19 protein-coding genes are annotated in these 23,140 nt (G+C 69.8%); 8 read left to right on the forward strand and 11 right to left on the reverse strand.

All coding sequences use genetic code 11. The features are described 5' to 3' along the window. Positions 1-25 precede the first annotated feature (25 nt). From NM1_RS41890 to NM1_RS04055, 3 genes are all read left to right on the forward strand, one after another. Complete coding sequence (locus NM1_RS41890) at positions 26-877, forward strand: hypothetical protein (RefSeq protein ID WP_147289026.1); 852 nt, start codon at positions 26-28, stop codon at positions 875-877. Positions 878-1,161: 284 nt separating this feature from the next. Further along, on the forward strand, positions 1,162-2,604 hold the full coding sequence (locus NM1_RS04050) for an alpha/beta-hydrolase family protein (RefSeq protein WP_084519143.1): 1,443 nt from the start codon (positions 1,162-1,164) through the stop codon (positions 2,602-2,604). A gap of 600 nt (positions 2,605-3,204) precedes the next feature. Continuing rightward, complete coding sequence (locus NM1_RS04055; protein WP_068014019.1) at positions 3,205-3,654, forward strand: MarR family winged helix-turn-helix transcriptional regulator; 450 nt, start codon at positions 3,205-3,207, stop codon at positions 3,652-3,654. A gap of 374 nt (positions 3,655-4,028) precedes the next feature. On the opposite strand, the gene gatA is transcribed toward NM1_RS04055, so the two are convergent. Continuing rightward, positions 4,029-5,498, reverse strand: coding sequence for an Asp-tRNA(Asn)/Glu-tRNA(Gln) amidotransferase subunit GatA (gatA, locus tag NM1_RS04060; RefSeq protein ID WP_068014020.1), 1,470 nt, complete (start codon positions 5,496-5,498; stop codon positions 4,029-4,031). Next, positions 5,495-5,791 (reverse strand): Asp-tRNA(Asn)/Glu-tRNA(Gln) amidotransferase subunit GatC, encoded by a 297-nt coding sequence (gene gatC / locus NM1_RS04065; RefSeq protein WP_068014021.1) that lies wholly within the window; start codon positions 5,789-5,791, stop codon positions 5,495-5,497. Before gatC ends, gatA begins: the two co-directional genes overlap by 4 nt. 336 nt (positions 5,792-6,127) lie before the next feature. Between gatC and NM1_RS04070 the strand changes: the two genes are divergently transcribed. Next, positions 6,128-6,778, forward strand: coding sequence for an ACT domain-containing protein (locus NM1_RS04070; RefSeq protein WP_068014025.1), 651 nt, complete (start codon positions 6,128-6,130; stop codon positions 6,776-6,778). Positions 6,779-6,872: 94 nt separating this feature from the next. On the opposite strand, the gene NM1_RS04075 is transcribed toward NM1_RS04070, so the two are convergent. The 4 genes from NM1_RS04075 to NM1_RS04090 form a co-directional block, all read right to left on the reverse strand. After that, positions 6,873-7,376, reverse strand: coding sequence for a GNAT family N-acetyltransferase (locus NM1_RS04075; protein ID WP_068014026.1), 504 nt, complete (start codon positions 7,374-7,376; stop codon positions 6,873-6,875). A gap of 225 nt (positions 7,377-7,601) precedes the next feature. Continuing rightward, positions 7,602-9,725 (reverse strand): NAD-dependent DNA ligase LigA, encoded by a 2,124-nt coding sequence (ligA, locus tag NM1_RS04080; RefSeq protein WP_068014146.1) that lies wholly within the window; start codon positions 9,723-9,725, stop codon positions 7,602-7,604. A 234-nt stretch (positions 9,726-9,959) separates the two neighbouring features. Then, positions 9,960-11,369 carry a nucleobase:cation symporter-2 family protein gene (locus NM1_RS04085; RefSeq protein ID WP_084519151.1) on the reverse strand — a complete coding sequence of 470 codons (1,410 nt, stop codon included), beginning with the start codon at positions 11,367-11,369 and terminating at the stop codon, positions 9,960-9,962. Between the two features lie 234 nt (positions 11,370-11,603). Further along, positions 11,604-13,013 carry an aminotransferase-like domain-containing protein gene (locus tag NM1_RS04090; RefSeq protein ID WP_068014028.1) on the reverse strand — a complete coding sequence of 470 codons (1,410 nt, stop codon included), beginning with the start codon at positions 13,011-13,013 and terminating at the stop codon, positions 11,604-11,606. A gap of 63 nt (positions 13,014-13,076) precedes the next feature. On the opposite strand from NM1_RS04090, the gene NM1_RS04095 reads away from it, so the two are divergent. Further along, positions 13,077-13,397, forward strand: a complete 321-nt coding sequence (locus tag NM1_RS04095) for a cupin domain-containing protein (protein WP_068014030.1) — start codon at positions 13,077-13,079, stop codon at positions 13,395-13,397. A 75-nt stretch (positions 13,398-13,472) separates the two neighbouring features. On the opposite strand, the gene NM1_RS04100 is transcribed toward NM1_RS04095, so the two are convergent. Continuing rightward, positions 13,473-14,291 carry an ArsR/SmtB family transcription factor gene (locus tag NM1_RS04100; protein WP_068014032.1) on the reverse strand — a complete coding sequence of 273 codons (819 nt, stop codon included), beginning with the start codon at positions 14,289-14,291 and terminating at the stop codon, positions 13,473-13,475. 143 nt (positions 14,292-14,434) lie between these two features. On the opposite strand from NM1_RS04100, the gene NM1_RS04105 reads away from it, so the two are divergent. The 3 genes from NM1_RS04105 (at position 14,435) to NM1_RS04115 (ending at position 18,389) form a co-directional block, all read left to right on the forward strand. After that, positions 14,435-16,663, forward strand: a complete 2,229-nt coding sequence (locus NM1_RS04105; protein WP_084519144.1) for a GH92 family glycosyl hydrolase — start codon at positions 14,435-14,437, stop codon at positions 16,661-16,663. 85 nt (positions 16,664-16,748) lie between these two features. Next, positions 16,749-17,978: an AAA family ATPase gene (locus NM1_RS04110; RefSeq protein ID WP_246011429.1), complete on the forward strand. Its 1,230-nt coding sequence runs from the start codon at positions 16,749-16,751 to the stop codon at positions 17,976-17,978. Between the two features lie 45 nt (positions 17,979-18,023). Continuing rightward, complete coding sequence (locus tag NM1_RS04115; protein ID WP_068014035.1) at positions 18,024-18,389, forward strand: hypothetical protein; 366 nt, start codon at positions 18,024-18,026, stop codon at positions 18,387-18,389. A 76-nt stretch (positions 18,390-18,465) separates the two neighbouring features. Here NM1_RS04115 and NM1_RS04120 read toward each other — a convergent pair whose 3' ends face one another. From NM1_RS04120 to NM1_RS04135, 4 genes are all read right to left on the reverse strand, one after another. After that, complete coding sequence (locus NM1_RS04120; RefSeq protein WP_068014037.1) at positions 18,466-19,506, reverse strand: methionine synthase; 1,041 nt, start codon at positions 19,504-19,506, stop codon at positions 18,466-18,468. Between the two features lie 235 nt (positions 19,507-19,741). Then, positions 19,742-20,863: a tRNA 2-thiouridine(34) synthase MnmA gene (mnmA, locus tag NM1_RS04125; RefSeq protein WP_068014039.1), complete on the reverse strand. Its 1,122-nt coding sequence runs from the start codon at positions 20,861-20,863 to the stop codon at positions 19,742-19,744. Continuing rightward, entirely contained in the window at positions 20,860-22,089 is a 1,230-nt protein-coding gene (locus NM1_RS04130; protein ID WP_068014044.1) for a cysteine desulfurase family protein, read from the reverse strand. Before NM1_RS04130 ends, mnmA begins: the two co-directional genes overlap by 4 nt. 142 nt (positions 22,090-22,231) lie before the next feature. Beyond that, positions 22,232-23,071 (reverse strand): helix-turn-helix transcriptional regulator, encoded by an 840-nt coding sequence (locus NM1_RS04135; protein ID WP_068014045.1) that lies wholly within the window; start codon positions 23,069-23,071, stop codon positions 22,232-22,234. Positions 23,072-23,140: the final 69 nt, after the last annotated feature.

A 23,140-nucleotide genomic window follows, 5' to 3' on the forward strand; every position in this document is an offset into this window, starting at 1 on the left:
GTGGCAATTCATAACCTTGGTGGCCATGAGCGATGCAACGCAGGATCACCCACCCCGCGCAGAGTCGATCAACGGCTCGTCATCTCGGCGGGTTGCGGACGCACCGCAGGGGGTGTCCGGGGACGGCCGCGGGCCGGACTCGGCGCCGCCCGAGAGAACGGGACGCCTACGGCGCGTGGCCGGTGCCGCGGCCGTGGTGGCGATGGTCACGGGGTCGACGGTCGCGCTGGCTCCCGCGGCGGCCGCGGTCGGTGTCGGCAGGGCGCCGATCGAGAGCGCCCCGGCCAGGACCGCGGTCGCGGAGCTGACCGGGGAAATGCCCTGGGATGCCGTGATCCCCGACGACTTCCAGGCACGCCAGGGGTACCGCCCGGTGGTAGCGGACGGGCTGCTGGTGGATCCGCGCGGCGGCTGCTCGTCGCCGATCCCGCTGCCCCCGGAATTCGACAATGCCTGCAAGGCACATGATCTCGGCTACGACATGCTCCGGTACGCCGAACGGGACCACCAGCCGCTGGGCCCCTGGGCACGCCAGGCCGTCGACGCGGCCCTGGAGCAGCGCATGTACACCGCCTGCGCCGCGCACGCCGACCCGCTCACCCGCACCCGGTGCGAGGTGCTCGCCGGCGTCGCGACGACGGCCGTGGACCTGAATTCGCGCCGTCAGAACTACGCCACTCCGCTGCCGGAGTACGTGTTCGGCACCGAACTGTCGGGCAGCGCGCTGGGCGGCCAGGCGCTGCGGATGCTCGCCCCGGCCGCCTCGGCCGTGCTCGCACTCGCAGTCCTGCTCATGGGGATCCGCCGGGCGCGCCGCCGCGGGATCGATCCGACCGTCTTCTTCCGCAGGAGGCCTCGCATTGCCCTGCCGAACTGAACCGCCCCGGCGAACGGAACGGGAACACCGACCGGATGACCCCGTTCGTGACATGCCGGTAGCGCATCCACCTCCCGCCGCGCGTGTGCGGTCCGGCCGGACGCACACAACGCGACACGCACCCCGGGTGCGGCACCTGCCGCACCGGGCTCCCCACCCGTCGGGCGACGACCGTCGCCCGGCCCTGACCGCCGACCGGCGGCACGGCCTCCTCGCCGTGCCCGCAGCGGCGCATCACTTCGCATCGATCGTCACCGAATCGACTGACGCACCGAGGATTTGCCATGACCACAACCCTTGTCAGACCCGAGGACCACCGCGCCGAGCCGGAGCGCCACCGGAGCGCACCACCGCACCACCGACCGGCTCCGCCGCGAAGACGCTTACTGGCCGCCCTCCGCACCCCGCCCCGCATCGGCACCTCGCTCGCCCTCACGCTGGGCACCGCGGCCTCCCTGACTCCCGGACTGCTCCCGCGCACCGCCGCGGCCCAGGCAATCCTCACCGCACTGCTCGTCACGATCGCGCTCACCGTCGCCGGAATCGCGCGAATCATCGGACGGCGCTTGGGATTCGACATCAACCACCGCCTCGCGGCGTACCGGATTCCGGTAGCGCTGACCGGCACGCTGATGGTCTCCGGCGCGGTCGTTCTCGCCCAGCAGTGGCAGAACCGGCTCCGAGACGCCATGGGTGTCGCGGCCGTCGGCGCCGACCACTGGCTGCGCTGCGGGGTCGGCGCCGTGCTGATCGTGGTGGTCCTCGTCGGCATCGCACGCGGAATACGGTGGCTCGTCCGGCGATTGGGCCGGCTGCGGAGCGTCGGGCTGGCCGTCGTGGCGGCGTTGGCCACTCAGGTCGTGCTGCTGCCGACCGTCGTGGACTGGCGCCGTTCGGCCGATGCGACCGCCAATGCCTTCGTCGATTCCACACTGGTGCAACCGGTTTCGCTGACTCGCTCGGGAAGCGCCGCGTCCGAGGTGAGCTGGGCCTCGCTCGGCGCGGAGGGCCGCAAGTTCGTCGCCGGTTCACCCTCCCGCGCGGCCCGCGTCTATGTCGGCCTGAATTCGGCTCCCGACCTGAAATCCCGTGTCGCCCTGGCGATTCGCGAGCTGGATAACTCGGGCGCGTGGAATCGCGCCAACCTGGTCGTGATGATTCCCACCGGTTCGGGCTGGATCGACGCCAATGCCGCGCGGGGACTGGACGAGCGGTTCGGCGGGGACGTCGCGCTGCTCGGCATGCAGTACTCGCAGGCCCCCAGCTGGGCCACCTTCGTCTTCGGCCGCAGCGCCGCGGAGGAGTCCGCCCGCACCCTGTTCACGGCCGTCGAACAACGCATCGCCGCACTGCCGCACAAGCCCCGCCTGTACATCTACGGGCAGAGCCTCGGCGCCACCGCCGGTAGCGCCCTGTTCGCCGACGACGCCGATCAGCAGCGGCGCGTGTGCGCCGCCCTGTGGGCGGGACCGCCCGCCGGGCGCGTACACCACGGCAACGCAACGATTCTCGCCAACTCCTCCGACCCGGTCGTGCAGTGGTCACCCGAACTGCTCTGGCACGCACCCGATCCCGCCGGAACCCGCTCGGATGCCCCACGCCCGCCCTGGATTCCGCTGCTCAGCTTCGTCCAGACGTCCGCCGACCTGCTCACCGCCCTGAACCCGCCCCCGGGCCACGGCCACCGCTACGGCACCGACCAGGGCACCGCCATGGGCAACTGCTGACCCACTCTCACCGGCTTCCGGCCAAGAGCATGCCGGAAACAAGGGGCAGCCAAGTGCCGGAAACAAGGGAGGCAGCCAAGTGCCGGAAGTAGCAGGAAGCCTGCCCGTCCGAAGTCGCCCCCGTCATTCCCGGCCCACCACGTCAGCCCCAGCACACCACCACAGCCCGTCAGCTTCGGCACACCACCACAGCCCATCAGCTCCGGCACACCACCACAGCCCATCAGCTCCGGCACACCACCACAGCCCATCAGCCCCAGCACACCACCACAGACCGGCACACTCCCTCATTCCCGGCATGCTCTTGGCCGGGATCTCCACTGCGCCGCTGGATTCCGGCCGAAAGCGTGCCGGAAATCAGAGGAGGTGTGCCAGGTACCGGGAGGAGCGGCGGCATGCCAGGCGGCCGTGGCACACCACCACAACCCTCATTCCCGGCATGCTTTTGGCCGGGAGGTTCGGTCGCGCATGCTCCCCGGCAAGGCCGCAGGGTATGTGCGGCTCATACAATGTGTAGTGCGCACATGGGTCCGGGTGGCGCACGGCGGCACTGTGGTACCGGGCCCACATGGTTGCGGCGCGAACCGGCGGAAGGACGGCATGGACAAGCCCACGCATCTGGTGGAGTTCGAGACCATGCTGCTCGGCCGCTACACCCTCAATCCGCGCTATCGTCGCGACGGCACCCGCCTGGAACGCAGTGCGTACCTGCTGCTCAGCCGCCTGGCCATCGATGGGCCGATGTCGATCGGACAGCTCAGCGACGCCTTCGGCCTGGACGCCTCGACCCTCAACCGCCAGACCGCCGCCCTGCTGCGCGCCGGGCTCGTCGAACGCATCCCCGACCCGGCGGGCGGCATGGCCCGCAAGTTCCGGATCACCGACGCGGGCGAACAACGACTGGTCACCGAGCGCACCGCCAACGTCGAGGGCCTGAACCGCGTCATGGAAGGCTGGCCCCCCGAAGACGTCGCCGCCTTCGCCGACTACCTCCAGCGCTTCAACACCGACATCGAACGCCTCGACGGCCGCCCCTGGCCCCGCCCCTGACCAACCACGTCATCCCCGCATGCCGCCCTGACCAACCACGTCATCCCGGCATGCCGCCCCGAGCGACCACATCCTCCCGGCATGCCGCCCCGAGCGACCACGTCATCCCAGCATGCCGCCCCGAGTGACCACATCCTCCCGGCATGCCGCCCCGAGTGACCACGTCATCCCGGCATGCCGCCTCGAGTGACCACGTCATCCCAGCATGCCGCCCCGAGCGACCACATCCTCCCGGCATGCCGCCTCGAGCGACCATGTCATCCCGGCATGCTTTTGGCCGGGATCCGCGCGTCGGTCACAGCGGATTCCGGCCAAGAGCGCGCCGGAATGACGTTGAGGCCCCGCGCCGGAATGACGTTGAGCCCGTCGCAGTATCAGGCGATGGGGCCGCGGGCCGCCTCATAGGCCGCGCCGACCCGGTAGAGGCGGTCGTCGGCGAGGGCCGGGGCCATGATCTGGAGGCCGACCGGCATGCCGTCGTCGCCGCTCAGGCCCGACGGGACCGACATGCCGCAGTAGCCCGCCAGGTTGCTCGGCAGCGTGCACAGGTCCGACAGGTACATCGACAGCGGGTCGTCGACCTTCTCCCCCAGCTTCCACGCGGTGAACGGGCTGGTCGGCGAGATCAGCACGTCGACCTGCTCGTAGGCCTTGTCGAAGTCCTGGGCGATGAGCGTGCGGACCTTCAGCGCCTGCCCGTAGAAGGCGTCGTAGTACCCGGCCGACAGCGCGTAGGTGCCGATCATGATGCGGCGCTTGACCTCCGGGCCGAATCCGGCCTCGCGGGTCGCGGCCATCACCTGCTCGGCGCTGTGCTGCCCGTCGTCGCCGACGCGCAGGCCGTAGCGCATGGCGTCGAACCGGGCCAGGTTCGACGACACCTCGCTGGGCAGGATCAGGTAGTAGGCGGGCAGCGCGTACTCGAAGTTCGGGCACGACACCTCGACCACCTCGGCGCCGAGCTCCTTCAGCACCGCGACGGCCGCGTCGAAGGAGGCGATGACGCCCCGCTGGTAGCTGTCGGAGTGCAACTCCTTGACCACGCCGACCTTCACACCGCTCAGATCGCCCTGCGCGCCCTGCCGCGCCGCCTCGACCACCGGGGCCACCGGCGCATTGCGCGAGGTCGAATCCCGCGGGTCGTAGCCCGCGATCACCTCGTGCAGCAGCGCGGTGTCCAGCACGGTCCGGCCGCAGGGGCCGCCCTGATCCAGCGACGAGGCGCAGGCGACCAGGCCGTAGCGCGATACGGTGCCGTAGGTCGGCTTGGTGCCCACGGTGCCGGTCATCGACGCCGGCTGGCGGATGGACCCGCCGGTGTCGGTGCCGATCGACAGCGGCGCCTGATACGACGCCAGCGCCGTCGCCGACCCGCCGCCCGAGCCACCCGGGATCCGCTGCGGGTCCCACGGGTTGAGGGTCGGGCCGTAGGCGGAGTTCTCCGTCGACGAGCCCATCGCGAACTCGTCCATATTGGTCTTGCCGAGGATCGGGATACCGGCCTCGCGCAGCTTCGCGGTCACCGTCGCGTCGTACGGCGGGACCCACCCCTCCAACATCTTCGACCCACAGGTCGTCGGCATGTCGGTGGTGGTGAAAACGTCCTTGAGCGCCAACGGAACTCCCGCCAGCGGCGAGGCCACGGTGCCCGCGGCGATCGCGCGGTCCACCTCGGCCGCCGTCTGCAGGGCCTGTTCGTCGGCGACGTGCAGGAAGGCGTTGAGCTCGCCGTCGACCTCCGCGATGCGCCGCAGGTGCGCCTCGGTGACCTCCACCGCGGACACCTCGCGGGCGTGGATCTTCTCAGCCAGCTCGGCGGCGGTGGCCTTGGTGAGATCACTCATTCGCCCTCTCCCAGGATCTGCGGGACCATGAACCGCTGCTCCTCCACCGCCGGGGCGCCGGACAGCGCCTGTTCCGGCGTCAGACCCTCGACGATGGTGTCGGGCCGGGTCACGTTCGTCGTCGGATTCGGCGACGCGGTGGCGGGGACGTCGGCGGCGACCTCCGAAATGACCCGCACGTGACTGAGGATCGAATCCAGCTGACCGGCATACAGGTCGAGCTCGTCATCGGTCAGGGCGAGCCGGGACAACCGGGCGAGGTGTGCGACCTCGTCGCGGGAGATGGCGGGCACCGCGGGACCCCTTTCGGCAGGTTCGAGCAGATCTCCCTGCGCGGCGTGCGCAGAGACGGAACTAGAAGAGTTTAGTTTCCGTGCAATAGCGTAGTGAACCGGCCGTAGCCCGCCGACTCGACCCGCACCGCCGCGAGTGGGAGCCGCAGCGGCGACCCGATACCGTGAGTCGTCGGGTTACCGCTGGCACGACGAACCGGTCCGTCCGACAATGACCAGTGGCATGCGTCACCACGCGCGCCACGGACCGCTCACCCGAAACCTCCGGGTGTAAGTATTGCGAGACGCGGGTATACGTCCGAAAGTCTCGGTCGCACAGGAAGGGAAGGGACGCACGTGTCATTTCTGCTCCGCGTGCAACTTCCGGATCGCCCAGGAAGTCTTGGTTCACTGGCCGTCGCCTTGGGCTCCGTCGGCGCCGACATCCTCTCGCTGGATGTGGTCGAACGCGGCGCCGGATATGCGATCGATGATCTCGTGGTCGAGGTGCCGCAGGGCGCGCTGCCCGACACCCTGATCACCGCGGCCGAGTCGCTGTCCGATGTGCGGGTGGATTCGCTGCGCCCATACTCCGGCATTCTCGACACCCATCGGGAACTGGAGCTGATCGACCAGGTGGCCGCCGCGCGCGACGACCGGCTGCAGGTACTGGTCGACGGCGTGCCCCGGGTGCTGCGCGTGGGGTGGAGCACCGTGATCGATATGGGCGCCCAGGGCGCCTATCGGGTGGTGGGCAGCACGAGCGCGCCTGAGACACAGGCGGGTTCGGCGCCGTGGATGCCGCTGGAGAAGCCCACGGCGCTCGATCCCGAGGCCGACTGGGTGCCGCAGATCTGGAAGGATATGGACACCAAGCTGGCCGCCGCGCCGCTCGGCAACACCGGCAAGGTGCTGCTACTCGGCCGTCCGGGCGGGCCGGAATTCCGGCCGTCGGAGGTGGCGCGCCTGGGCTACCTGACGGGAATCATCGCCACGGTGCTCGGCTGAGCCGAGCAGCGACCCGGTGTACCCGCACGTCTGCGCCGCGTTCCTGCACGTCTGCGTCGACGGCCCGCGCATCATGGTTGACGGGCCTCGGGACCTATAGGGCCAGCCGCATCACGGTCAGCGGCTTTCCGGTATCCGTCTCCCAATCCCGTTGTGGCACATGGACGAATCCCATGCGTTCGTAGATCCGGCGAGCGTCGCCCATCGTCGGCATGGTGGTCAGCACCACCCCTTCGAATCCCTCGGACCGGCCGGTGTCGACAACAGTGCGCACCAGCGCCGTGCCGACGCCCAGCCCGCGCGCCCGCTTCCCCACCGCGAGCATCCGGAACTCCAACTCTCCGGAGCGGGCGATATCGGCCCAGGGCGTGCCGAACCGCGCCACGGTGAGCGACCCGAGCACTTCGCCGTCACGAACGGCCACCAGCACGTCGGCCTCCCCCGACCGCGTCGCCGTATCGAAAAGCTCTGCCACATACGGACTTTCGGGGTCGACATGCCCCTCGCCCACATACACCTCGACGGTCAGCGCCCCCACCGTCGCGAACTCCTCCGTCCGCGCCTTCCGGATCTCGAACCCCGGCTCCGCCACGCCCACCAGCCCACCTTCCTCACGCACTCAACCACGAACAACTGCCGGACAGCCGTTGGGCACCATAGCCGCCCCCGTCATTCCGGCGTACGCCGGAACCGAGTAGTGACGTGCGTGCCGAAGATCTCGGCGCTCGCCGGACGAAGGAATAGTCCACCGAACCACCCACCTCTACGGGGACCGCTCGCCGACTCTGCCGCCGGACCACCCTCCACGACGGTGATGGCTCGCCTACTCCTCCGCCGGACCACCCTCCTCGACGGCCGACGGCCCACCTTCCTCGACCGCAGCGGGCCCGTCTTCCAGCAACCGCCGGAACGCGTCCTCGTCCAGGATGGGCACGCCCAGTTCCTCCGCCTTGGCGGCCTTGGAGCCCGGCGAATCGCCGATCACCACGTAGGCGGTCTTCTTCGATACCGACCCTGCCGCCTTGCCGCCGCGGACCAGGATCGACTCCTTCGCCTCGTCACGCGAGAAGGTCTGCAGCGAGCCCGTGACCACGATCGACAGCCCCTCGAGGGTGCGTTCGATGGATTCGTCGCGCTCGTCGGCCATGCGGACCCCGGCCGCACCCCACTTCTCCACGATGGTGCGGTGCCAGTCGACGGTGAACCACTCCTTCACCGCGGCCGCGATGGTGGGGCCGACCCCGTCGACGGCGGCCAGCTCCTCCGCCGAGGCGTTCTCGATGCGTTCCATGCTGCCGAGCTCGGCGGCCAGCGCCCGCGCCGCGGTGGGGCCCACGTGCCGGATCGACAGCGCGACCAGCACCCGCCACAGCGGCTGCTCCTCGGCCGAGTCGAGGTTCTGCAGCAGACGCTTGCCGTTGGCCGACAGGCTGCCGTTCTTGTTGACGAAAAGCGTTGTGCCGAGCAGCTTTTCCTCATCCAGGTCGAAAAGGTCGCCCTCGTCGGCGATGACTCCGGACTTCAGCAGGTCGACGGCCGCCTCGTAGCCGAGCGATTCGATATCGAACGCACCGCGCCCGGACATGTGGAATACCCGCTCGCGCAGCTGCGCCGGACAGTACCGCTGGTTGGGGCAGCGGATGTCGGCATCGCTCTCCTTCTCCGGGGCGAGTTCGGTGCCGCACTCCGGACAGCGGGTGGGCATGACGAATTCGCGCTCGGACCCGTCGCGCGCATCGGCCACCGGGCCGAGCACCTCGGGAATGACATCGCCCGCCTTGCGAATGGTGACCGTGTCGCCGATCAGCACACCCTTGCGCGCGACCTCGGAGGCGTTGTGCAGCGTCGCCATCGAGACCGTCGACCCCGCGACGGTGACCGGCGCCATCACCGCGAACGGCGTGACGCGGCCGGTGCGCCCGACATTGACCTGGATGTCGAGCAGCTTGGTGGTGACCTCCTCCGGCGGGTACTTGTAGGCGATCGCCCAGCGCGGCGCGCGCGAGGTGGCGCCGAGACGGCGCTGCAGCACCATCTCGTCCACCTTGATCACCTGGCCGTCGATCTCGTGCTCGATGTCGTGGCGGTGCTCGCCCCAGTAGCGAATGCGCTCGACCACGGCATCGGCGCCCTGCACCCGGACGGTGTGCGCCGACACCGGCAGCCCCCACGCCGCCAGCGCGCGATACGCCTCGTACTGCGACGCCGGGGTGAAGCCCTCCATGCGGCCGAACCCGTGGCAGATCATCCGCAGCCGACGCCGCGATGTCACCGCCGGATCCTTCTGCCGCAGCGAACCCGCGGCGGTATTGCGCGGATTGGCGTACGGCGGCTTGCCCTCGGCGACGATCGCCGCGTTCAGGTTCTCGAAATCCTCGAGCCGGAAGTACACCTCGCCGCGCACCTCGAGCAGCTTCGGCACCGGGAACTCGTCGTTCGCGGCCAGCCGCAGGGGGATGTCGTCGATGGTGCGGGCGTTGAGGGTGACGTCCTCGCCGGTGCGACCGTCGCCGCGGGTCGCCGCGCGGGTCAGGCGGCCGTCCTCGTAGACCAGGTTGAGCGCGACACCATCGATCTTCACCTCGCACACGTAGTGGATATCGGGGCCCGTCTCGGCCTCGACGCGGCTCACCCACACGCGCATCTCGTCCTCGTCGAAGACGTTGTCCAGCGAGAGCATCCGCTCGAGGTGGTCGACCGCGGTGAACTCGGTCGCGAATCCGCCGCCGACCAGTTGCGTCGGCGAATCGGGGGTGCGCAGGTCGGGGTGCGCCTCCTCCAGGGCGAGCAGCCGCTGGAACAGCGTGTCGAATTCGCCGTCGGAGATGATCGGCGCGTCGCGCACGTAGTAGCGGAACTGGTGCTCACGCACCTGCTCGGCCAGCTCCTGCCACTGCGTCCGCTCGTCACCCGTTGCCGGGGTGATCTCGATACCGGATTCACTCACAAAACGCAGATTAGCCGAGCCCCCCGACACCTCCGGGGCACATTCGAGCACGTCGCGCCCATCGATTCGGGGCGCCCGGACACCACCGTGACAGAACCTCCAGCCCGCTACCGCACTCTCGGCGCTGACCATCCGGGCCCGGGTCGGCCACGGCCACACGACGGTGGTCGCCGCCACGTCATGGCTCGAATCGAACCGACACGCACGTGCGGCGTGGCTACCCGAGGGCTGCCGTCACGGCCGCAGATCGTCGTCTATGCGATCGCCGAACCTGTCCTGGCTGTCCTGCGCGGCCGCGAAGACCGAAGCGCCCGACCGTCTTCCGAACTTCAGCTCGTTGAACGCGAGGTTCAGCACGACGGCGACGATGGCGGTGGCGCTGATCCCGGACTCCAGCACCATCGCGACCTTCTCCGGGAACGCTTCCCAAAACGCCGGTGCCGCAATGGGTATCACGCCGACCCCGATGGACACCGCGACGATCACCATATTGAGGTTGTCCTGGTAGTCGACCCGCGACAGCATCCGAATCCCGCTCGCGGCAACGGATCCGAACAACACCAGCCCGGCTCCGCCCAGCACGGGATACGGAACCCCGGCCACCACCGCGCCGACGACCGGCAGCAGTCCCAGCAACAGCAGGATGAATCCGCCGGTGGCCACCACGAACCGGCTCTTGATCCCGGTCAGCGCCACCAGGCCGATGTTCTGCGCGAAGGCGCTGCAGGGAAAGGTGCCGAACAGCGGCGCCACCGCCGAGGAGGCCATATCGGCGCGCAGGCCGTCGGCGACCCGCCGCGTGTCGACCTCGGTCCCCACCACCTCGCCGATCGCCAGGATGTCGGCGGTGGCCTCGGTCATGATCACCAGCATCACGATCGTCATCGCGACGATCGCGCCGATCTCGAAAGTCGGTGTGCCGAAATGGAACAGCTGCGGGGGCGCGATCAGGCGCGCCTCGCCCACGGCGCCGAAATCCGCCTTGCCGGCCAGCGCGGCGATGACGGTCCCGATCACCAGGCCGATCAGGATCGACAGCCGGGAAATCGCCCCCTGGAACAGTCGGCTGATCACCAGGATGATCAACAGCGTCAGGCCCGCGAAGCCGATGTTGGCCATCGAGCCGTAGTCGGCTTTCTCCTTGTCGTTGCCCATCGCCCATTGGAAGGCGACCGGCATCAGCGACAGGCCGATCACCGTGATGAGCGAGCCCGTCACCACCGCCGGGAACAAGCGCACCAACTGCGCGAAGAACGACGACAGCACCAGTCCGATCACCCCCGCGACGATGATGGCGCCGAATACCGGACGCAGCCCGTCCTCGCTGGCGATCGAGACCATCGTCGACACGCTCACGAACGAAATGCCTTGCACGATAGGCAATCTGCTGCCGAACGGCCCGATGCCCAACGTCTGCACCAGTGTCGCCAGGCCCGAGATGAACAGCCCCGCCGTGACCAGCAGCCCCATGTCTGCGGCGGACAGCCCCGCCGCACCGCCGACGATGAGCGGCGGCGCGATCACCCCGCCGTACATGGTCAGAATGTGCTGGGTCCCGTACGCGACCAGCTGTCCCGCGGGATATCTGGCATCCTCCGGACCGCTCGTGCGCGGCCGCCCGCCGAGCCATGTCAACGCCCTCATCGGCATCTTCCTTTCCGATAACGGAACAACTCTTCCGCCACACGGAAGTGTGGCATGAGAAAGAAGGCCCCGTCCCCGATTTCGCGAAGTCGATCGAGAACCCGGCAGCAGCAGATCGCAATCGATCCGGCCGGACCGGGCACAGACAGCGGCGCGTGGCGAAAATTGCCACCCGGCCTCGATCCGTGTCCACGCAGGCCGATCCGAGCGCCCCGGCCACGGTATCCCGGGCGTTCAGACCGCCAGCGGCGGAGCACCCGAAGTTGGCCGCGCGGGCGGATCGTAGGCGCGCCAGGCCTCGGCCAGCCGGTGGGCGGCGGCGCGTAGATCGGCTTGGGAGGCAACGAAACTGATGCGCACGTGGGAGGTGCTGCCGCCGGTGGGGTCCAGGCCGGTGCCGGGGAGTATGGCGGTGCCGTGCCGCAGCGCGCGCTGCGCGAAGGAGGCGCCGTCGCCGTAGGGCAGCCGCACCCACAGGGTTTGACCGCCGCCCACTCGCGGCACATCCCACTCCGGCAGCAGCGCGGCCAGTTCGGATACCAGCAGGTCGTGACATTCCTTGCGCTGCCGGACTATTCGATCGCGCAGGACGTCGAGCCCGGACACCAGTTCGGCGGCGGCCAGCTGTGCCGGAACATTGCCGCCGAGATCGTGCACGGCCCGCAGCCGGGCGAGGCGCGCGATCACCGCGACCGGCGCGCGCACCCAGCCGATGCGGAGCCCGCCCCAGACGATCTTGCTCAGCGATCCGAGCGTGACGACCGCGTCGTCGTGGGCGGCCAGCGGCGGCGGGGCCGGATCGGAGCCGGGAAAGCCGAGATCGGCCAGCACCTCGTCGTCCACCAGCGGCACCCCGGCCGCGGCCGCGGACTCCACCAGGACCTGCCTGGACAGGCCGGAAAGCACTGCGCCCGTGGGGTTCTGATAGGTCGCGACCACGTAGGCGAGTGCCGCCGGCGACACCTTCCCGAGGCCGATCGGGCGACCTTCCAGCACCGCCGCCGACTCCCGGAACGCCTCCAGCGCACCGGGATACGTGGGCGCCTCGACCAGCACCCGGTCCCCGGGCCGCAGGAATGCGCGCGCGATCAGCGACAGCGCCTGCTGCCCACCGCCCGTCACGAGAATCTGCTCCGGTGTGGTCGGCACCCCGCGCGCCCGATATCGATCCGCAATTGCCTTGCGCAGCACCAGATGCCCGTTCGGGTGATAGCCGATGTCGTCGTCGATCGAAGCCAGCCGCGGCAGGATCCGGCGATAGGCGTCGGCCACCTCCGGCGGCGGGTGCTGCGGCGCGGCGCAGGCGAGCGCGATGACGCCCGACTCCGGTTCCAGCAGTTGCAGGAACGCCGGGGAATGCGTGGTGTCCGGCCGCGCGGCGGGACCCGGCCCGGCGACCCGCGTCCCGCTGCCCTGCCGCCGCACCACCCGCCCCTCGGCACCGAGCAGGTCGTACGCGGCGACGACCGTGCTGCGCCCGACGGCGAGGGCCTTCGCGAGTACCCGGTCCGGCGGCAGCGGCGTGCTCGGCGGAAGTTCGCCGTCCTCGATCAGCGTCCGCAGCCGCCCGGCCAGCAGCACGTACAGCGGACCCCGCCCCGCCGACCAGCGGCCGAGGCGGTCGGTCAGCTCAATTGGCTCCATATGCAAACCAATTGTGCCGGATTGGCTCTGGTTCGGCCAGGGCCGCACTTCCAGGATGGAGCCATGAGCAAGGTTTCCATCACCGATACGGTCGCCGCCCTGACCGACCCGTGGCAGCCGCGGGATCTCGCGGTTGCCAACGATGCCGTGGTCCGCATCGCCCGCTTCCACGGCGCCTTCCCCTGGCACCACCACGACGAGGACGAACTGTTCCTGTGCTGGGACGGCACCTTCCGCCTGGAGATGCAGGACCGCGACCCGGTCACCCTGCACCCCGGCGAGATATTCGTCGTCCCGAAGGGCGTCGAGCATCGCCCGGTCGCCGACGAACCGGCCCACGGCCTGATGATCGAACGCCCGGAAACCAAGCAGTACGGCAACTGATCTTCGTACGAGCCGTCACCCCTGCGGCGGCAGCGGAACGATGACCGGCCCCGCGGATCCGCCCGGCCCGCCCGCTCAGGACGACGCGGGCTCCCACGCCGCCGGGTCGAGTTCCGGCAGCGTCTCCCCCGTCTCGAGCAGGGCCTTGAGGTTGGTGATGATGCTCGGCCAGCCGCCGCTGACGCCCTCGAGCAGGCCGCTGCCCGGTTCGAAACCGTCGTGGACCACGGTGAGCTTGACCAGGTCCCCGACCGGCTCCAGTTCGAAGGTCACCTTGGAGCGCGGCTCACTCATCCACTTGCGTGCCGTGTCGTGGTCGATGCCGAACGCGTCGGCGTGGTCGAGGCTGATGGTGTGCCAGGTATAGGACAGCCGGTTGTAGGGGTCGGCCTCCAGCACCTTCTGTTCCGAATCGGTGCTCTGCCAATCCCTTTCGTGCCACGTCATGACAGACCCCGACTGCCAGTCGGTATCGAAGTGGGCGCCCCAGTAGCGCTTGGTGAACGCCGGCTGCGTCAGCGCCTCCCACAACTTCTCCGGCGTGGTCCGAATGTAGGTGGTGTAGACGAATTCGGTAGTGCTCATGGTCGTGGTCTCCAATGCGGTCTTGAGGTCGGCGAGCGCGTGCACTCGCCCGCGGTCGTAGCGGTTGATCCAGCGATCGGCGATGGCGTTGATGGGCTCCGCGTTCAGGTAGTGCAGCTTCTCGCGGCCGCGGCGGCGCGTGGCCACCAGATTCGCCGCCTCCAGCACGGCCAGGTGCTTGCTCACCGCCTGCCGGGACATGTCCAGCCCCGCGCAGAGCTCGCGCAGCGTCTGCCCGTTGTCCGCGTTCAGGCTGTCGAGCAGCAGGCGCCGGCTCGGATCGGCCAGCGCCTTGAACACCTCGTCCACGTCGTCACCTCCATAGGCAACCTTTCGGATGCATATTCAATATAGGCATCCAATTGGTTGCATGTCAACGTTCGGGCGGACCCGAGGCGGCCGGTTCTCGCGTTCCGCTGTGGCGGTCACCCTCCATCACCGAATCTGAGAACATGACCGATCCCACCGCGTATGTGAATCCCTTCGTCGGAACTCAGGACGGCGGCCCCGACTACGGTCACGGTGGTGGCGCGGGCATGACCTTCCCCGGCGCCGTCGCACCGTTCGGAATGCTGCAATGGAGTCCCGATACCGTGCGCACGGCGGGCGGCGGCTACAAGTACGAGGACAACCGGCTATACGGATTCTCGCTGACCCATATCTCCGGCCCGGGATGCACTGGTGCACAGGATATTCCGATCCTGCCGATCTCCGGCGTCATCGGTTCCTCGCCCGCCGAGTCCAGCTATCACCAGACCTTCGACCATCGCGCCGAAGCGGCCGAGCCGGGGTACTACCGTGTCACCACCGACACCGGCGTGACGACCGAGCTGACCGCCTCGACGCGGTCGGGTTCGGCCCGATTCAGCTTTCCGCCAGGCAAACCCGGCACGGTACTCATCGACCTCACCGGCTCGGTGAACGGTGTCGACGACGCCGAGGCGACCATCGACGGCAATACGGTCTCGGGCTGGGCCCACACCGGTGGATTCTGTGCCGCACCGAGCCGCTATCGGGTGTACTTCCACGTCGTCTTCGACCGCCCGGTCACCGGATCCGGTGTGTGGCAGGACAACACCGTGCGCCAGGACACCATGGTGCGCGGCTCGGCACCGACCCGCCGCACCGACTCCGGCGAGCTGGCGGTGCACGGCAAGGGCTGCGGCGTGTATCTGCAGTTCGACGCGGATCGGCCGGTCCACATGCAGGTGGGACTGTCGTACGTGAGCGTCGAAGGCGCCCGGAGGAACCTCGAAACCGAGATCGGCACAACGGATCTGGAGACCCTCCGGGCGGCCACCCGGAACCGGTGGCGGCAACAACTCGAGCGGATCCGCATCGGCGAAGGCGATCCGGAACGGCTGCGCATCTTCTACACCGCGCTGTATCACTGTCTGCTGCAGCCGTATGTCTTCGAGGACGCCGACGGGTCCTACACCGGATTCGACGGGCAGGTGCACCGGGTCCGGCCGGGCCGCCACCACTACGCCACCTTCTCCGGCTGGGACACCTACCGCGGCGAGGCCCAGCTGCTGGCGCTGCTCGTCCCCGACGTGGCCGCCGATATCGCCCAGTCGATGGCCGACGATGCGCGGGCGCTCGGCGACGTGTGGGACCGCTGGTCGCATCAGAACACGATCACCGGCGTCATGAACGGCGACCCGTACCACTCGATCATCGCCAGTACCTACGCGTTCGGGGCACGCGATTTCGACGCCGCCGGGGCCCTGGAATCGATGCGCGCGGGCGCCGATCGCATCGGCGAGAAGTCCGGCTACACCGAACGGCCCGGCAACGAGGAGTACCTGCGCCTCGGCTACGTGCCCGGAAAGGTGTCCGACACCCTCGAATACTGCCTCGCCGACTTCGGCATCGCGCAGCTGGCCGAGCGGCTCGGTGACGCCGAGACACACCGGCGGTTCATGCACCGGGCGCACGGCTGGCAACGGCTGTTCAACCCGCGCACCGGCTGGATCCAACCGCGCAACGCCGACGGCTCGTTTCCCGAGCCGTTCGATCCCGCCGCCACCGACGGTTACGTGGAAGGCAATGGCGCGCAATACCATTGGATGGTCTTCCCGGATGTCGGCGGCCTGGTCGAGCTGATGGGCGGCCGCGACCGGACGACCGCGCGGCTCGACGACTTCTTCACCGAGCTCAACGCCGGCGCGCACCGCCCACACGCCTACCTCGGCAACGAGCCGTCCCTGCAGACCCCCTGGCTCTACGCCTGGGCCGGGCGGCCCGACCGCACCCAGGACGTCGTGCACCGGGTGCGCACCGAGCTGTACCGTCCCACTCCCGACGGCCTCAGCGGCAACGACGACCTCGGCGCGCTGTCGGCGTGGTACGTCTGGTCCGCGCTCGGCTTCTACCCGGTGATTCCCGGACGCGCGGAACTGTTCGTGAACCAGCCCGCGTTCCCGGAGATCGAGGTGACCCGCTCCTCCGGGCAGCAGATCACCGTCTCCGCGCCGGGGGTGTGCGACTCGCTGCGCCATATCCGCTCCCTGAGCGTCGACGGAACGGCCACCACCAGGGCCTGGTTGCCGGAATCGTTCGCTCGCGACGGCGGGCACCTCGATTTCGGCATGGGACCGACGGGCGATCTCGCCTACGGCACAGCCGAATCCGACGCACCGCCCTCCTTCGACACCGGGCGGCTGCCGACGAACGACTGAGGTCGCACCGTCCGCTACGACCGGCCCGATGTCGCGGCGCACCGGACCGGACGGCAGGATGACACGGGTGTTGCGCAGTTTTCAGGTGACGAACCACAGATCGCTGGCCGAGACGCAGGAACTGCGGCTGGTCGGCAGCCGGGCCGGCGCGCTGCCCGCGCCCGTGACCGCGGTGCACGGCACGGCCGCCACCGGCAAGTCCAGCCTCGTCGACGCGCTGGGTCATATGCGCGACGCGGTGCTGAACTCCGTCACCGGGTGGGATCCCTATGCGGGGCCGGTGCGCGCCCCGCATCTCGGATTCGCCGATCGCCCTTCCGAATTCGTCGCCACCTTCGTCGCCGAGGGGGTGCCGTACACCTACGGCTTCCGGCTCGACAACGCCGACGTCACCGCCGAATGGCTGCACAGCCACCCGCGCAACCGCAAGCGCATCGTGTTCGAGCGCGAGGGCGACCACGTCCGCATCGGCCCGATGTTCGAACCGGTCCGCTACGGCATCGGGGCGCTGGTGCCGCTGGTGCGCCCGAATGCGTTGCTGCTCAGCCTGACCGGGCAGATGTACGCCGAGGCCCTGGTCCCGGCCTACCGCTGGTTCTCCGCGCAGCTGGATGTGCAACGCGGGCAAGCGGATCCGCAGAGCATCGCGCATCGACTGGGCAGCCACATCTCCCGGTCCGCCGACAACGCCGCACGCCTGCTCACGCTGCTGCGCTCGGCCGATCTGGGCATCGAGGATCTGCTGATCGCGGAGAACGATCCGATGTACGCCGACTACCTGCGCGACCTGGACGGCGATATCGCCGGGGCGGCAACCGAACTCGACGCCTGCATCGCCTCGCCCGCGCGCGCCGAACAGCTGCAGCACACCCACGGCCTCACCCCGGTCGCGCTGGAACGCGAGCTGAGCAACCTGCGTGCCGCCCGCGACACCCTGTACTCGCGCATGGTGGCTCGCCGGGGTGTCGGCCTCGGCCTGGTGCACGAGGGCATCACCGCCGCCTTCGACATCGCCGACGAGTCCACCGCGACGCTGGCGCTGCTGCGATTGCTGCCGCCGATGCTGGACGCGCTCGACACCGGCCGGGTGCTGGCCGTCGACGATATCGACACCCACCTCACCGGCGACGCGACCGACCGGCTGATCCAGCTGTTCCAGAATCCGGAAACCAACTCCCGGGGCGCCCAGCTGATCTTCACCACCCGCAACCGCACCCTGGTGGACCGCGGCAACGGCCGCTCCCAACACCGCCGCACCACCGTCTGGCAACTGCGCCGCACCCCCGAGGGCACCACCGAACTCACCGCCCACTGAGCGCGGCCGGCAGGTGTGCCGATGCCCGGCGCATAGCATGGGGGCATGCTGGAGATCGCGTTCCTGGTCATGGTCGTCGTGGTGCTGGTGGTGCTGGTCACGTCCTTTCGGCGCGGGCGGGGGAAGGCGGGATCGGCGCCGGGCCGCGGCTGGAACCGGCCGGAGCCCGAGACCGGAACCCTGCACGTCACCGGGGTGAGCCCGCGACCGGCCGCGCAGGGCAGCCAGTACGTCACCATCACCGGCACCCTCTCCGGTCCGTCGGTAGCCGGAGAGAGCGTCTACGGCCGCTTCGCCTGGGATGTCAACCAGTGGCCCTCCCCCGGCGATCAGATCCCGGTCGTGTACCCGCCGGGAAAGCCGCAGCACTGGCAACTCGGTCACCCGGGCGCCCGCCCGCCATTCGGCTGACCGCCGCGACAACCTTCCCGCCCCATATCGGGGATTCCGGCCGAAAGCACGCCGGAAATGCGGGATTGGTTACCTCCTACTCGAAGGTGATCGACTCCGGTTCGTCGGCGAAGACACGAGCGGTTTCGGCGGCCAGTTCGAGGGCGCGGCGGGACCAGGGTGCGGAGGCACCGGCCAGCCCGCAGGCGGGGGTGACGATCACCCGATCGGCGAGCAGGCGGCGCGGGAAGCCGAGGCGGTCCAGCAGCCGCACACCGGGCTCGGCGACATCGCGCCAGGTGACGCGCCCGCCGGGAGCGACGGTCGGCACCAGCCCGAGCGCCAGGTACTTCCCCGAATCCAGCAGTTCACCGATATTGTCGAGATCGCCCGTGCCGATCGCGGCGATATCGAATCCGACTGCGGCGGCGGAACTTCCGCGTAGCAGGCCCAGCGCGGGCGGTTCGGCGCAGGTGTGCACCAGCACGGACGCATCCAGCGCGGTCACCACGGAATCGAGCACGGCCAGCGCCTCGGGCTCCGGCATCGCGCGCACCGTGTGCATCGTGCTCGGCCCACGAATGGACCCGTCGAGAACGGCGGTCAGCGACGGTTCGTCCAGCTGCACCACGACATTCGCACCGAGCCGCTTACCGACCTCGGCGATATGCTGCGCTAGGCCCTCCGCGAGGGATTCCGAAAGATCGCGCACCGCACCGGAATCGGTGAGAACGCGATGTCCGCCGACGAGCTCGACCTGCGCCGCCAGCGTCAGCGGCCCCGCGACCTGCACCTTCACCGCGTGGTTACGCCCGGCCAAACCGGCTGTCTCCCAGGCCTCTTCGAGCGCATCGAGGTCGATTCGCAGCAGATCGAAGGCGCGCCGCGAGACCGTACCGGGCCGCGGCGCCATCCGATAGCCCCGCGGCGTCGTGTCGAACTGCATGTCCACCAGCAGTCCCGACATCCGCCCGATCATGTCCGAACCCGTACCGCGCCCGGGCAATTCGACCAGATGCGGCAGCTCACCCAGCTCGCCGACGATGGTCGCCGCCGCCTCGCGCGGATCGGTGCCCGGCCAGGAGCCGACGCCGGTGGCGATACCGCCGCGCAGCACTACGTCCTTACCCGACGTCATCGTGCACCATCCATCTCGTTCGGCCACGCCGTTCCTCGCACGCGACTGCGCGGCCATTTCGGAAGTCCCGTGCGCGATCCGGGTCCGGATCACCGTCCGGACGACAGACCTCGACGTCCTTGGCGCACGGGTGCGACATCCACAGCCTACGACGCGTCATGGATTGATCACGACCCACCCGAGACGCCGTCGGGGGGACTCGTCGCTCCGCCGCGGACGCTACGGAGACCGCGGCTCACCCGGCCACGTCCGGGACGGACCCGGCCGGTATCCCCGCCCGCTCGCGCCCGGTGTCGCTGATCGTCCCGCTGCCGATCACCTCGTCGCCCGCCGTGTCCGGCCGATACAGCACCACCGCCTGACCACGGGCGACGCCGGTCAGCGGCTCGCGCAGGTGCACCTCGAGACCGCCGTCCACCGCCTCGGCGACCGCCGGGGCGGTGCCGCCGTGGGCACGCACCTGAGCCACGCATTCGATCGGCCCCGACGGCGCGGCCCCGGAGGTCCAGACGGCCCGCTCCGCGCGCACCGTCCACACCTCCAGATCCTCGGCGGCGCCCACGTGAACGGTGCCGGAATCGGGATCGATCTCGGTGACGTAGCGGGGACGGCCGTCGGGTGCGGGGCCCGGCAGGCCCAGCCCCTTGCGCTGGCCGATCGTGAATCCGTGCACGCCTTCGTGATCGCCGAGCTTGTGCCCGTCGGAATCGACGATGGCGCCCGGCCGGATACCGATCTTCGCGCCGAGGAATGCGCGGGTATCGCCGGAGGGAATGAAGCAGATGTCGTGCGAGTCGGGCTTGTTCGCGACCGACAGGCCGCGCTCGGCGGCCTCCTCGCGGATCCGCGGCTTCGGGGTGTCGCCCACCGGGAACATCGCCCGCGTCAGCTGCTCGGCGGTCAGCACGGCCAGCACGTAGGACTGGTCCTTGTCGGCGTCGACCGCGCGGCGCAGCACGCCGTCGTCCAGCCGCGCGTAGTGGCCGGTGACCACGGCGTCGAAGCCGAGCGCCACCGCGCGGTCGGCGAGGGCGGAGAACTTGATCTTCTCGTTGCAGCGCAGGCACGGATTCGGCGTCTCGCCGGCCGCGTAGGCGGCGACGAAATCGTCGATCACGTCCTCCTTGAAGCGGTCGGCGAAATCCCAGACGTAGAACGGGATTCCGAGCACATCCGCGGCGCGGCGGGCGTCACCGGCGTCCTCCTTGGAGCAGCAGCCCCGCGCCCCGGTGCGCAGCGTCCCGGGGTTCGCCGACAGCGCCAGATGCACCCCGACCACCTCGTGGCCGGCGTCCACCGCGCGGGCGGCCGCCACGGCGGAATCCACGCCGCCGCTCATCGCAGCGAGCACTCTCATCGCGTACCTCCTTTCGCACCGGCCAGCCCGGCCGCCTTGGCGCGCTCCACCACCGGCGGCAGCGCCTCCAGCAGTCGTTCTATGTCGTATCCGGTTGTGGTGTGCCCCAACGAGAACCGCAGCGAACCGCGGGCCTGCCGGGCCTCGACGCCCATCGCCAGCAGGACGTGGCTGGGCGCGGCGACCCCCGCGTTGCAGGCCGACCCCGTGGAGCATTCGATCCCCGCGGCGTCCAGCAGCATCAGCAGCGAATCACCCTCGCAGCCGGGGAAGGTGAAGTGCGCATTGCCGGGCAGGCGCCGCCCGTCGGCCGGGCCGTTGAGGACCGCGTCCGGGACCGCGTCGTGCACACCGACGATCAGGTCGTCCCGGAGTCGGCTCAATTCGGCTGTGCGCCTGGGCAACCCGGTCACCGTCTCGCGCAGAGCGGCCGCCAGCCCCAGCGCCGCGGGCACATCCGAGGTACCCGACCGCAGATCGCGCTCGTGACCGCCGCCGTGCACCAGCGGAACACACGACACCTGCCGTCCCAGCAGCAGCACGCCGACGCCGTGCGGACCGCCGACCTTGTGCCCGGCGAAACTGGCCGCCGACAGCCCCGAGGCGCCGAAGTCGATGGGCAGCTGTGCCCCGGCCTGCACCGCGTCGCTGTGCATCGGGACGTCGAATTCCTGTGCCACGGCGGCCAATTCGCCGATCGGCTCGATGGTGCCGACCTCGTTGTTGGCCCACATGACGGTCACCAGCGCGGTGTCGCCGGCATGTTCGGCCAGCGCCGCGCGCAGCGTGCGCGGCGACACCGTGCCCGCCGCGTCGACGTCGAGCAACGTCACCTGCGCACCCTCGTGCTGTTCCAGCCACTCCACGGCGTCGAGCACCGCATGGTGCTCGACCGCGCTCACCAGAATCCTGGTCCGCCGCGGATCGGCGGCCCGGCGCGCCCAGTAGATCCCCTTGACGGCGAGATTGTCGCTTTCGGTGCCACCGGAGGTGAAGATGACCTCCGACGGCCGCGCCCCCAGATCGGCGGCGATCGACTCGCGCGCCTCCTCCAGCATGCGCCGCGCCGCGCGCCCCGAGCCGTGCAGCGACGACGCGTTCCCCGCCGTGCGCAGCGCAGCCGTCATCGCCTCGATCGCGGCCGGGAACATGGGTGTCGTCGCCGCGTGATCGAGGTAGACAGTCTGGGGCACCGCACCGACCGGACCCGGGATAGCCGACTTCATGACCGATAAAGCCTATCCCACCGTTGACCTGCACATCTTGGGGGTATCCCTCCGCACTCTCCGATTTCCCACGAACTCACCCACGATCGGCAACCCACCGACCACCGTCCCGTATTCCCGGTCGGGCACCAACCGCGCCCCGCTACCCCGTGAGCGATTGGGTGCCGAGGACGGTGAGGAGGGCGAGGCGTTCGGCGTCCTCGGTGCCGGGTTCGGCGGTGTCGATCATGATGCGGAGATCGCTGCCCGCGACCGTGAACAGGTCGCAGTCCAGCGTTATCGGGCCGACGCGCGGATGCTCGATCGTCTTGCGGGCAGGCTCGCGGCCGCCGACGGCGCCGGACTCCCACAGTTCGGCGAAGCGGGCGCTGTGGCCGCGCAGGTCCGCGATCAGCTTCCGCAGCTGCCGGTCGGCCGGATAGCGGGCGGCCGCGGTGCGCATATCGGACACCAGTGCCGTCTCGAGTTCGCGCAGGTCCTCCGGCGTGCGGCGGGCCGGACCGCCCGGGCCGACGAACTGCCGCCACACCCGATTGCGTTCGTAGCCGCGCCATCCGGTGTGGTCGCCGACCAGGGCCGCGCACATCGAGTTGGCCAGCAGCAGCGTCCAGGCGGCGTCGTAGACCGCGACGGGCGCGCCGGACAGCCGGTCCAGCACGCGGTGGACGCTCGGGGGGATATAGGTGGGCACGGTCTCCGGTTCCGGCGGGGCCAGCATCGCGAGCCGGAACAGATGCGTGCGGGCCTCCGCCGACAACCGCAGTGCCCGGGCGAGCGCCTCGACGACCTGGGCCGAGGGGTGGACGGCGCGGCCCTGCTCGAGCCTGGTGACGTAGTCGACGGAAATGCCGGTCAGCAGCGCCAGCTCTTCGCGGCGCAGTCCGGGAGCGCGCCGCGGACCACCGACGGGCAGCCCGGCGTCCTGCGGCGAGACCTGGTCGCGCCAGCGGCGGATCGCCTTGCCGAATTCCGTTGTCGCCATGACCTCAGTGTGCCCGGCGGTAAATCGGGCTGCCTGGTATCGGCAGTCCCATGAAGAGCAGACGACTGG

Origin of the sequence: Nocardia mexicana NBRC 108244 (genome assembly GCF_001613165.1) — a bacterium.
Lineage (GTDB): Bacteria > Actinomycetota > Actinomycetes > Mycobacteriales > Mycobacteriaceae > Nocardia > Nocardia mexicana.